Source organism: Streptococcus oralis (assembly GCF_003943385.1).
Lineage (GTDB): Bacteria > Bacillota > Bacilli > Lactobacillales > Streptococcaceae > Streptococcus > Streptococcus oralis_CA.
In genome coordinates this window covers 61,505-73,895 of the sequence record NZ_RJPI01000001.1, presented here as the reverse complement: position 1 = coordinate 73,895, position 12,391 = coordinate 61,505, and the positions used below count along the sequence as shown (strand labels likewise).

The 12,391-nt window shown below is 42.6% G+C and carries 10 protein-coding genes; 6 read left to right on the top strand and 4 right to left on the bottom strand.

Going from position 1 to position 12,391, the window contains the following annotated elements:
* Positions 1 to 5: 5 nt before the first annotated feature.
* Together pepC and D8803_RS00390 are read left to right on the top strand one after the other, a co-directional pair.
* Positions 6 to 1,340 (top strand): aminopeptidase C, encoded by a 1,335-nt coding sequence (pepC, locus tag D8803_RS00395; RefSeq protein ID WP_131199925.1) that lies wholly within the window; start codon positions 6 to 8, stop codon positions 1,338 to 1,340.
* A gap of 155 nt (positions 1,341 to 1,495) precedes the next feature.
* Positions 1,496 to 3,724 (top strand): HAD-IC family P-type ATPase, encoded by a 2,229-nt coding sequence (locus tag D8803_RS00390; RefSeq protein ID WP_131199924.1) that lies wholly within the window; start codon positions 1,496 to 1,498, stop codon positions 3,722 to 3,724.
* A gap of 57 nt (positions 3,725 to 3,781) precedes the next feature.
* On the opposite strand, the gene D8803_RS00385 is transcribed toward D8803_RS00390, so the two are convergent.
* The 4 genes from D8803_RS00385 to D8803_RS00370 form a co-directional block, all read right to left on the bottom strand.
* Complete coding sequence (locus D8803_RS00385) at positions 3,782 to 4,693, bottom strand: PTS system mannose/fructose/sorbose family transporter subunit IID (RefSeq protein WP_000818314.1); 912 nt, start codon at positions 4,691 to 4,693, stop codon at positions 3,782 to 3,784.
* Between the two features lie 14 nt (positions 4,694 to 4,707).
* Complete coding sequence (locus tag D8803_RS00380) at positions 4,708 to 5,520, bottom strand: PTS mannose/fructose/sorbose transporter subunit IIC (RefSeq protein WP_033629277.1); 813 nt, start codon at positions 5,518 to 5,520, stop codon at positions 4,708 to 4,710.
* A 75-nt stretch (positions 5,521 to 5,595) separates the two neighbouring features.
* Entirely contained in the window at positions 5,596 to 6,585 is a 990-nt protein-coding gene (locus D8803_RS00375) for a PTS sugar transporter subunit IIB (RefSeq protein ID WP_131199923.1), read from the bottom strand.
* A gap of 276 nt (positions 6,586 to 6,861) precedes the next feature.
* Complete coding sequence (locus D8803_RS00370; RefSeq protein ID WP_131199922.1) at positions 6,862 to 7,674, bottom strand: Cof-type HAD-IIB family hydrolase; 813 nt, start codon at positions 7,672 to 7,674, stop codon at positions 6,862 to 6,864.
* A 186-nt stretch (positions 7,675 to 7,860) separates the two neighbouring features.
* Between D8803_RS00370 and D8803_RS00365 the strand changes: the two genes are divergently transcribed.
* From D8803_RS00365 to D8803_RS00350, 4 genes are all read left to right on the top strand, one after another.
* On the top strand, positions 7,861 to 9,279 hold the full coding sequence (locus tag D8803_RS00365; protein ID WP_000359241.1) for an NCS2 family permease: 1,419 nt from the start codon (positions 7,861 to 7,863) through the stop codon (positions 9,277 to 9,279).
* Between the two features lie 53 nt (positions 9,280 to 9,332).
* Positions 9,333 to 10,040 carry a CPBP family intramembrane glutamic endopeptidase gene (locus D8803_RS00360; RefSeq protein WP_131199921.1) on the top strand — a complete coding sequence of 236 codons (708 nt, stop codon included), beginning with the start codon at positions 9,333 to 9,335 and terminating at the stop codon, positions 10,038 to 10,040.
* A 103-nt stretch (positions 10,041 to 10,143) separates the two neighbouring features.
* Positions 10,144 to 11,088, top strand: coding sequence for a dihydropteroate synthase (folP, locus tag D8803_RS00355; RefSeq protein ID WP_038804603.1), 945 nt, complete (start codon positions 10,144 to 10,146; stop codon positions 11,086 to 11,088).
* 1 nt (position 11,089) lies between these two features.
* Entirely contained in the window at positions 11,090 to 12,391 is a 1,302-nt protein-coding gene (locus D8803_RS00350; protein WP_131199920.1) for a bifunctional folylpolyglutamate synthase/dihydrofolate synthase, read from the top strand.

The following is a 12,391-nucleotide window of genomic DNA, read 5'->3' as shown; positions in this document are numbered from 1 at the left end:
AATTTATGAACGCGATTCAAGAATCATTTACGGATCAACTATTTGCCAACTATGAAGCAAATGTAAAATACCAAGCTATCGAAAATGCTGCCAGCCATAACGGAATTTTTGCAGCTCTAGAACGTCGCCAAAGCCATGTAGACAACACACCTGTTTTCTCATTGGATTTGACCAAGGACAAGGTTACCAACCAGAAAGCATCTGGTCGTTGCTGGATGTTTGCAGCCCTTAACACTTTCCGTCACAAACTCATCTCTCAATACAAGCTCGAAAACTTTGAATTGTCCCAAGCCCACACCTTCTTCTGGGACAAGTACGAGAAATCCAACTGGTTCTTGGAACAAGTCATTGCGACTGCAGACCAAGAATTGACGAGCCGCAAGGTTGGCTTCCTGCTCCAAACACCCCAACAAGACGGCGGTCAGTGGGATATGGTAGTGTCCCTCTTTGAGAAATACGGTGTTGTTCCTAAGTCCGTTTACCCTGAGTCAGTTTCTTCTAGCAACAGCCGTGAGCTCAATGCCATCCTCAACAAATTACTTCGTCAAGATGCTCAAATCTTGCGTGATTTGCTTGCTTCTAGTGCAGACCAAGCGACTGTTCAAGCTAAGAAAGAAGACCTCTTGCAAGAAATCTTTAACTTTCTTGCTATGTCACTAGGACTTCCACCACGTAAGTTTGACTTTGCTTATCGTGATAAGGATGATAACTACCAAAGTGAAAAGGGCATCACACCACAAGAGTTTTACAAGAAATATGTCAATCTTCCTCTAGAAGATTATGTTTCGGTTATCAACGCTCCAACCGCTGACAAGCCTTACGGTAAATCTTACACAGTTGAGATGTTAGGAAATGTCGTTGGTAGCCGTGAGATTCGTTATATCAACGTTCCTATGGAGCGTTTGAAAGAATTGGCGATTGCTCAAATGCAAGCAGGTGAGACTGTTTGGTTTGGTTCAGATGTCGGCCAGCTCAGCAACCGCAAAGCTGGAATCCTTGCGACAGATGTTTATGACTTCGAATCAAGCATGGACATTCAACTGACTCAAGACAAGGCTGGACGTTTGGACTACAGCGAAAGCTTGATGACCCACGCCATGGTCTTGACAGGTGTTGATTTGGATGAAAACGGCAAGTCAACCAAGTGGAAGGTTGAGAACTCTTGGGGAGACAAGGTCGGTACAGATGGGTACTTTGTTGCCTCAGATGCTTGGATGGACGAATACACCTACCAAATCGTTGTTCGCAAAGAATTGCTGACAGCAGAAGAACAAGCTGCTTATGAAGCAGAACCAATTGTGCTCGCACCATGGGATCCAATGGGAGCCTTGGCAGAATAAATCATAAAGAAAAGAGGTTAGGGAAATTCTAGCCTCTTTTTTAAAAGTGGTGACAGATGATGCTTGTCAAGGGAGTTCTTCTTATTTTGAGTCTTTAAGTGACAGAGAAAAAGATATGTGTTACTATAGTAGTACAAAAGGATATCGGAGTAGAAATGAAGTATTTAAGTAGTCAAGACATCAAGGATCGTCAACGAAATATCAGCGATATTAAACCCTATAAAACAACCAAGGAAATCGTCGTTTCAAATATCTTTACCTTCTTTAATGCCATGAACTTGGCTCTGGCAGTTCTGGTAGCCACAACCTTGCGATTTGAGAATATGCTCTTTTTAGGTGTGATTGCCATCAATACAGCCATCGGTATTTTCCAAGAAGTGCGTTCAAAAAATGCTTTGGAAAAACTAAGTTTGCTTGGTAAAAGTAAGTACAAGGTCAATCGAGATGATCAAACGATCGAGATTGATCCAGAAGACATCGTACTGGGGGAATATCTGTATCTCAATCTGGGAGATCAGGTGCCTGTCGATGCAGAAGTGCTTGAAGGGAATATTGAAGTTGATGAGTCCTTGCTGACTGGTGAGAGTGATTCGGTCTTTAAAACAGTTGGTGACAAGCTGATGAGCGGAAGCAATGTTGTCAGCGGTACTTGTCTAGTCCTTGCTACGTCTGTGGGGCCTGATAGTTATATCAACAAACTGGCAAAATCCAGCAAGGAATTCAAAAAATATCCTTCTCAACTGCGCGATTACATGGATAAGATTTTAAAAATTGTTTCCATCTTACTGGTGCCAGTTGCCATTCTGCTCTATGTCAGAGGTTTTAGTCTAGGACGGTCTTATGTTGAAATTGTCTTGGGAAGTTCAGGTGCCTTGGTCGGCATGATTCCGGAGGGGTTGATTCTCCTTGTCAGTGTCTCCCTAGCAGTAGCTGCCATGAAACTGGCTAAAAAGAAGGTTCTGGTGCAGGAGCTATACTGTGTGGAGACCTTGGCGCGAGTAGATGTTCTTTGTTTTGATAAGACAGGAACTATCACGACTGGTAATATGAAGGTCCAAGAAATGGATGCTAATGTAGCAGAGAAACTGTCTTCTTACCTAGCTTATTTCGAGGATGAAAATGCAACTTCCCGAGCTCTGAAGACTTACTTAACCTGTGAGAAAAATTGGGAAGTTCAAGAAGTCGGTGCCTTTTCAAGTAAAAACAAGTATTCCTTTGTCCAAGTTAAAGATGGAGGAACTTACTTTTTCGGTGCTTATGAGTTTCTCGGCTTTACCCAGCCGATGGATGCCTACTATGAGCATCTAAAACAGCAAGGTTTTCGAATTTTGTCCCTTGCTTATAGCAAGGACCAGATTACGGCTCCAGCTAATATGGAACTACTAGGCCACATCGTTCTGTCAGATGAAATCAAGGATAATACCAAGGAAACCTTTGACTATTTCGAATCTCAAGGTGTTGAAGTGAAGATTATCAGTGGTGATAATCATGTGGCTGTATATGGGGTGGCTCGTAAGGCAGGTTTTAAGGAAGAAGCGCGGGCGATTGACATGACTAAGGTGAGCGATGATGACTTTGAAAGAGTGGTCTTGGAACACGATATCTTTGGTCGGGTGACACCTGAACAGAAGCAAAAGATGGTATCTATTTTGCAAAATGCTGGGAAAACAGTTGCTATGAGTGGTGATGGTGTCAACGATGTTCTAGCTCTCAAAAAAGCAGATATTAGTTTTGCTATGAATGGTGCTACTAGCGCAGCCAAAAGCGTCTCCAATATTGTTTTTCTCACAGATGATTTTGCAGTATTTTATGATATCTTGATGGAAGGACGCCGTGTCATTAACAACATCCAAAAGGTAGCCTCTCTTTTTCTAACAAAGACCTTCTTCTCCATCGTTTTTGCCATTTTGAGTGTGGTATTTGGTTTGGAATTCGTCTTTATCCCCATTCAGTTTACAATCATTTCAGCCATTACGATTGGGATTCCATCTTTCTTCCTAACTTTTGAGTCCAATAAAGAAAAGGTCAGCACACATTTTATGCGAGATATTTTGACCAATGCTGCGATTGGTGGTGGCATTCTGGTTGCTAGTGTTCTCCTGACGAACTTCTTTATCACTGTCCCAGGTCAGGTCAAATTTATTTGCTTCCTCCTTGCTTTAATCAATGGTCTGTGTCTAGTTGCCAAGGTCAGCTTGCCTTTTAATCGATACAAGTTACTCTTGCTCACGTTTTTGATCCTTGCAGCCCTTGTTGGCGTACTTGCCAATACATTTATCCTGCAAAGAACTTTTGTGCCTCTAGAAACGACCCAAGTCGTCTATACAGCCATCATGGCAGTTGTGATTGGGGGCTTGCATTATTTGACTAGAAGAAAAAGTTGATACACAAAAAGAATCAGGATTTAATCCTGATTCTTTTTTATTTATATTCTCGATGGTTTACATGATACCGAAGAAACGAGCTGCAATACCTACTGCAAAGAGAGCAAGGATGATTGCGATTGGTGATACTTTTTTCTTAAGCAACCACATGCAAAGGAAAGTAAGGAGAAGTCCCATCAATCCTGGAATCAATGAGTTCAACTGACCTTGAAGGGTTTGTGGTTGAATCTTATCTAGGCTCAATCCTCCAAGTGCATCAGCAAGAATTCCTTTCAATTCAGCACCAGTAACAGCACCTTCTGGGAAGTTGATGTAAGCTCCTTCAGCCAATTGTTTACCTGGAAGGTTCACAGTAAAGTTGATAGATACCCAACGTTGTACAAGAACGGCAAGGATGAACATACCAAGGATAGATGCTCCTTTGGTGATGTCTTTCAAGATACCACCAGACATGTCTTTAGTGATTTCAGATCCAGCTTTGTAACCGAACTCTTGTGTATACCATAGGAAGGCCATACGGATAGCATTCCATCCAAAGAAGAAGAGAAGGGGACCAACAATGTTACCAGATGCAGCAAGTGATGCACCAAGGGCTCCAAGGATAGGACGAACTGTAAACCAGAATACTGGGTCACCGATACCAGCAAGAGGTCCCATCATACCGATCTTAACCCCTTGGATAGCTGCGTCGTCGATTTCAACACCGTTAGCGCGCTCTTCTTCAAGTGCAAGAGTAACTCCCATGATAGGAGCAGCAACGTATGGGTGAGTGTTGAAGAACTCAAGGTGACGCTCAAGAGCCGCCGCTTGGTCTTCTTTTTTAGTGTACAATTTTTTGATAGCTGGGATCAAAGAGTAAGCCCAACCCAAGTTTTGCATACGTTCGTAGTTCCAAGAACCTTGAAGGAATTGTGAACGCCACCAAACTTTTTGACGATCTGATTTTGATAATTGAATTTTTTCAGCCATGATTGTTCCCCTTTCTAGTAGTCTTCTAGGATATCACCGATTGGGTCGTTAGAAGTCGCAGCTCCGCCGCCACCGTTTCCACCTTGTTTTGTAAGGTTAAGGTAGATGAAGGCAAGGGCAACACCGATGACACCAAGGGCAATCAAAGTCAATTGAGAAATCGCAGCAAGTGCAAAACCGATTGCGAAGAATGGCCATACTTCACGAGTAGCCATCATGTTGATAACCATAGCGTAACCAACGGCAACGACCATAGCACCACCGACAGCCATACCACCATTCAACCAGTCTGGCATCAATTTAAGAGCATCTTGAACGGCAGAAGCTGGGATAGCGATAAGGAAGGCAGCAGGGATTGCAATACGAAGACCTTGAAGGAGAAGTGCAACAAAGTGAGCACGCTCAACAGCAGCGATATTTCCGTCTTTAGCAGCAGCATCAGCAGTGTGAACCAAACCAACTGAGATTGTACGAACAATCATTGTCAAGAAAAGTCCAGCTACGGCAAGAGGGATAGCTGTTGCTGTTGCAACGGCGATACCTTCAGTAGTGAAGTTTCCACCTTTGATCAAGATGATTGCTGCAGCAACAGAGGCAAGAGCAGCGTCAGGAGCTACGGCAGCTCCGATGTTTGCCCAACCAAGGGCGATCATTTGAAGTGATCCACCAAGCATAACACCTGCTTCGAGGTTACCAGTTGCAAGTCCGATAAGGGTACATGCGACGATTGGTTGATGGAATTGGAATTGGTCGAGGATACCTTCAAGACCTGCAAGGAAGGCAACAACTACAACCAAGATAGCAGAAATGATTGAAATATCTGACATGGTTTTATTCCTTTTCTATTTAGTTTTAATAAAGTATTTAATCCTGTTTTCAAAAATGATAGAAACAGATTAAAATTATTGAACGTTTGCTTTGTTAATCAAGTCAAACAAATCTTTTTTCGTGTCGTTTGGTACTTTACGTACGTCAAATTCAACACCGAGGTCGCGCATTTTTTCAAAGGTTGCAACATCATCTTTGTCCATAGATAAGACGTTATTGATCATTGTTTTACCTGTTGAGTGGGCCATAGAACCAACGTTAAGGGTCTTGATTGGCACGCCACCTTCGATAGCACGAAGTGCATCTTGTGGAGTTTCAAACAAGATAAGGGCATGAGTGTCACCGAAACGTGGGTCTTTTGCAACGTCAATCAATTTTTGGATTGGAACAACGTTTGCTTTTACTCCGTTAGGAGCTGCTTGTTTGATCAATTCTTTACGCAAGTCGTCTTTTGCAACGTTGTCTGAAGCAACGATAATACGATCTGCTTTTGAATCTGGAGTCCAAGCAGTGGCAACCTGACCGTGAAGGAGACGAGTGTCTAGACGAGCAAGGTTGATCTTCAGTTTACCGTCACCGATAACTGTTCCTTCTGGAATAGCAGCTTGGGCAGCAGGAGCAGCTGCAGCAGTTGCAACTTCCTCAACTGGGTTAAGCTCTTCTGGAAGAGCCTTGATGCCATCTTTGGCTTCTTTAATGATGTTCGCAGCGACTTTTTCCACACCTGCAGTAGCGTCCATAAGGCGCTCTGTGTAGGCTTGGATCAACATCGGCAAGTTAAGTCCTGTGATGATGGCAAATTTACGTTCTGGATTTTCTCCCATCACGCGGCTAGCTTGGTTGAATGGAGATCCACTCCAAAGGTCAGCCAATACTAGAACCTCATCTTCTGCGTCAAATGCAGCAACAGCGTTATTGATCTTAGCGTATAAATCATCAGGACCTTCGTTTGGCATAAAGGTTACAACTTGAACCTTTTCTTGTTCACCAAAGATCATAGATCCGGACTGATGAATACCCGCAGCAAATTCGCCGTGGCTCGCAATAATGATTCCGATACTCATTATTGTCATTCCTCCTTTAAAATGTTTGACTATTTGTTTAAGAAAACTTTAAGCCTAACTTTAAGTATAAACCGTTTTCAAACAAAAATCAACCATTTCTTATAAATATGTATTGGTTTTCAATGAAAACCCGCTTACAAAATGTTAATATATAAATCTTTTGTAGAAATGTTTAAAAAGATAAGGGAGTAATTTAATATAAAAAAATGAAAACAGGCCGATTAATTGAAAAATTGTGAAAATCAAAAAAGCTAGCACAAGCTAACTTTTTGAGTGTCATAGGAACAAATCTTGTAGGGTACGGGCAACACCATCTTCATCATTTGTCAGAGAGAGTTGCTCATCTGCATACGGCAAAAGATCAGGATTGGCATTTTTCATGGCATATCCCTTGCCTGCAAAAGCCAGCATTTCGGTGTCATTGTGTTCATCTCCAAAGGCAATCAAATCTTGTTTGTCACGGTTCATAACATTGAGCAAGTATTCTAAGGCAAAGGCTTTGTTGACCCCTTTTGGTGTACATTCGAGAATGTTGAGGGGCCCTCCCCAGGTATTGATTGCTAGTTGGTGTTGGTAAAAACGATTCATCTCATCTGCTAGCGCGTATTTATCATCGACTCTTGTTTGCAAGAGGATACAGTTAGGGTCCTTGGTCACCAATTCAGATTTGAATTGATTTTCTGGTTGGAAATTTTCTACACCAAATAGTTTGGGATTTGCAATTTCTTCATTAGGAGCCGTGATATAAAATTTCTTGCGGTATTCTCCTGCAATAAAGTCGGCTTGGATATCCTCTTTGCGTTTGACCATGTCTAAGAGGTATTTTTTGTCCAAGGTCAAGCACTTTTCATGCGCCCAAGCACGACCTGGCAGATGGGTAAGGGAACCATTGAAGTTAATCATGGGGGTGTGCAACTCTAATTCCTGATAAAATTCTTTTGCCATACGGTAAGGGCGCCCAGTAGTGATGATGACATGGTGGCCTTTTTCAGCAATTCGTTTAATTGTGTTTCGAGTAAAATCTGAAATCTTACTCTCTGAGTTGAGCAGGGTTCCGTCCAAATCGACGGCGATAATTTTTTTAGTCATATAAACCTTCCTAGTAGATCCCTGATAAGATGACTACTATTATATCAAAAAGAAAGCAGAAAAACAGGCTTGAAACAAAAAATAAAAATTTCATTTTGTTAAATAAATCAAACAAACATATTGAAAAGGTGAATGATAAATGATATAATACTCTCATTGTTCGTAAAAAACAAAAGGAGATTAAAGATGGACAAACTATTTAAACTAAAAGAGCACGGGACAGATGTCCGTACAGAGGTGCTTGCTGGTTTAACAACATTCTTTGCAATGAGTTACATTCTCTTTGTAAACCCTCAAATGCTTTCCCAAACGGGTATGCCTGTTCAAGGTGTGTTCTTGGCAACGATTATCGGTTCTGTAGTCGGTACTTTGATGATGGCTTTCTATGCTAATTTGCCATACGCACAAGCACCAGGTATGGGACTAAATGCCTTCTTCACATTTACAGTTGTATTTGGGATGGGCTATACTTGGAAAGAAGCTCTTGGTATGGTCTTCATTTGTGGAATTATTTCATTGATTATTACCTTGACAAATGTTCGTAAAATGATCATCGAATCTATTCCCACAACACTTCGTTCAGCTATTTCCGCTGGTATTGGTGTTTTCCTTGCCTATGTTGGGATTAAGAATGCTGGTCTCTTGAAATTCTCAATTGACCCAGGTACTTATACTGTAGCAGGTGAAGGAGCAGACAAGGCTCAAGCTGCACTTACTGCAAACTCCGCAGCTGTTCCAGGATTGGTAGACTTCAATACTCCAGCCGTATTGGTGGCTCTTGCAGGTCTGGCTATTACCATCTTCTTTGTTGTTAAAGGCATCAAGGGTGGAATCATTCTTTCTATTTTAACAACGACTGTGCTTGCCATTGCTGTTGGTGTTGTCAAATTATCAGGGATTGACTTTGCTAGCAACAATCTTTCAGCAGCGGTTAATGATTTAGGAACTTTGTTTGGTGCTGCTCTTGGTTCAGAAGGTTTAGGCTCTTTGATTTCAAACACTTCACGTTTACCAGAAACCTTGATGGCCATTCTTGCCTTCTCACTAACGGATATTTTTGATACAATCGGTACTCTTATCGGTACTGGTGAAAAAGTTGGTATCGTTGCGACAAGTGGGGAAAACCATGAGTCCGCTAAATTGGACAAGGCTCTTTACTCTGACTTGGTGGCAACTTCAGTAGGTGCCATTGCAGGTACTTCAAACGTTACAACCTATGTTGAGTCTGCGGCGGGTATCGGCGCTGGTGGACGTACTGGGTTGACAGCCCTAGTGGTTGCGATCTGTTTTGCTCTATCTAGCTTCTTTAGCCCACTTCTAGCGATTGTTCCGACAGCTGCAACAGCACCAATTTTGATCATCGTCGGAATCATGATGCTTTCTAACTTGAAAAATATCCCTTGGGATGATATGGCTGAAGCGGTTCCTGCCTTCTTCACATCTATCTTTATGGGATTCAGCTACTCTATCACACAAGGGATTGCTGTTGGTTTCTTGACATATACCTTGACAAAAGTTGTCAAAGGTCAAGCCAAGGATGTGCACGTAATGATTTGGATTTTGGATGCCTTGTTTATCCTTAACTATATCAGTATGGCGCTATAAATGGTATAATTAAAAAGGGGAGTCTCCCCTTTTTAATTATAAGGAGGTACATCATGAAAGATAAGACGATTTGGCAAGAGGTTTTGAACAGAGGGAAATGGGTGCTCATCCTTTTGGTAGCTTTTGTTCTATCTCAATTTCCCATAGGACTTGCTTTGTTTTTAGCAAACAAACAGTTTCCGATTTTACAGTCAGGTCTCTTAGTAGGTGCTCTATCCATAGTCGTTTTGATTGTATTCATTATTGGTGCACGAAAAACACAACTTGCTACTTTTAATCTATCCTTTTTTAAGGCAAAAGATTTGGCTCGCTTGGTACTGAGTTATCTAGTGATTTTTGCGACAAATCTCTTGGGTTCACTCCTGCTTCGACTAACAAATGAGGCAACAACCAATAACCAATCAATACTGAATGGTTTGGTTCAGAATAGTTCCTTGATTTCAACTTTCTTTCTACTAGTCTTGATTGCGCCGATTTGTGAAGAAATTTTGTGTCGTGGAATTATTCCCCAAAAGATCTTCCGTGGAAAAGAAAAACTTGGCTTTGTTGTTGGTGCAATCGTCTTTGCCTTGCTCCATACGCCAACTAATCTGCCTTCTGTGATTATTTATGGAGGAATGTCAACGGTTTTGACTTGGACAGCCTACAGAACAGAACGTTTAGAGATGTCAATCTTGCTTCATATGATTGTCAATGGTATTGCCTTTTGTTTGCTGGCTTTACTGGTTTTGATTAGTCGAAATGTAGGCTTGCCTTTCTAAACCATTTCCTTACTTGGAAAAGATAAATGCTAGCGTATCCATCTTTTTCTTTTTATGGTAAAATAGAGAAATAATGTGGTGAAAAACCTTGAGGAGTGACCTTATGTCCAATAAAGCTAGTCAGGCAAAAACAGCCATTTGCGGAATTATCAATGTAACCCCAGATTCCTTTTCGGATGGTGGTCAGTTTTTTGCTGTTGACCAGGCTCTTCAGCAAGCCCGTAAATTGATAGCTGAAGGAGCTAGCATGCTAGATATTGGTGGAGAATCAACTCGGCCGGGCAGTAGCTATGTTGAGATAGAAGAGGAAATCCAGCGTGTTGTTCCAGTGATTAAAGCTATCCGTGAGGAAAGTGATGTCCTCATTTCCATCGATACTTGGAAAAGTCAGGTAGCAGAGGCTGCTTTGAAAGCTGGTGCCAATCTGGTCAATGATATCACTGGTCTCATGGGAGATGAGAGAATGGCGGATGTGGTTGCTAAAGCTGGAGCGAAAGTGGTTATCATGTTTAATCCAGTCATGGCTAGACCTCAGCACCCTAGTTCGCTCATATTTCCTCGTTTTGGATTTGGGGATCCTTTTACAAATGAAGACTTGGCGTACTTTGAACAACTATCAGTAGAAGATTTGATGACCGCGTTCTTTGACCGCGCTCTAGCAAGAGCGGAGGAAGCTGGGATTGTACAAGAAAATATTCTGCTGGATCCAGGAATTGGCTTTGGTCTGACCAAGAAGGAAAATCTGCTCCTTCTACGGGATCTGGATAAACTACACCAGCAAGGCTATCCAATCTTTCTCGGTGTTTCGCGCAAGCGGTTTGTTATCAATATCCTTGAGGAAAATGGTTTTGAAGTCAATCCTGAGACGGAAGTCGGTTTCCGCAATCGGGACACCGCTTCGGCTCATGTGACCAGTATCGCTGCGAGACAGGGTGTCGAAGTGGTGCGCGTGCACGATGTAGCCAGTCACCGGATGGCAGTTGAAATTGCGTCAGCCATTCGTTTGGCAGATGATGCGGAAAATCTAGATTTAAAACAATATAAATAAGATGAAAGAAATTCAAAACAATCAGTGGATTGCCCACTACCGGACGGACCAACCGCATTTTGGTTTGGAGCGAATGGTAGAACTCCTAGCCCTGCGAGGCAATCCCCATCTCAAACTCAAGGTCATCCACATTGGTGGAACCAACGGCAAGGGTTCGACCATTGCTTTTCTGAAAACTATGCTGGAAAAGATGGGGCTGAAAGTTGGGGTCTTTAGCTCGCCCTATCTCATTCATTATACGGATCAGATTAGCATCAATGGGGAATCCATTCCCGAGGCTAGGCTAGAATCCCTCATGGCAGTTTATCGGTCTTTGCTTGAGGGGGAGAAGGTCGCTGCTTTACAAGGAACGACTGAGTTTGAGATTATCACAGCTCTAGCTTATGATTATTTTTCCTCAGAGAAAGTAGATGTGGCTATCATGGAAGTCGGCATGGGTGGACTCTTGGATAGTACCAATGTCTGCCAGCCGATTCTGACAGGGATTACAACTATTGGCTTGGATCATGTGGCCCTACTTGGTGACACCTTGGAAGCTATAGCAGAGCAGAAAGCTGGTATTATCAAGCAAGGTATTCCCTTGGTAACAGGTCACATTGTTCCAGAAGCCTTGGCTGTTATTGACCGCACTGCGGAAGGGAAAAATGCGCCGAGACTTGCCTATGGGAGTGATTATCAAGTCAGTCATCAAGAAAGTGTGGTGACAGGAGAAGTCTTTGACTATACAAGTGCTGTCAGACAAGGTCGCTTCCAGACAGGTCTGCTGGGCTTGCATCAGATAGAGAATGCGGGGATGGCGCTTGCTCTCCTAGACACTTATTGCCAGGAGACTGGGCGAGAATTAGCAAGTAATGCCTTGGTTGCTCAAGCTCTTGAGGAAACCAGATGGCCAGGGCGTTTGGAGGTCCTGTCTAGTGACCCCTTGCTGCTTTTGGATGGGGCCCACAATCCGCATGCTATCAAAGCTTTGTTGGCAACCTTGCAAGAACGCTTTGCGGATTATCATACGGAAATCCTCTTTACTTGTATCAAAACCAAGGCTTTGGAGGATATGCTGGATTTGCTAGAGTCGGTGCCAAATAGTCAACTGACTCTGACTTGTTTTGACGATAGTCGGGCGACGGATGAAAGCGTGCTGAAAGAGACAGCTAAGTCTAGAAATCTCAGCTTCCAAGAATGGCAGGATTTTCTAGAGCAGAAATTGACAGATAAAAATGAAGAGAAACAAACAGTTAGGATTGTCACGGGTTCCTTGTATTTCTTGAGCCAGGTGAGAGCCTACCTAATGGAGAGGAATAACTAG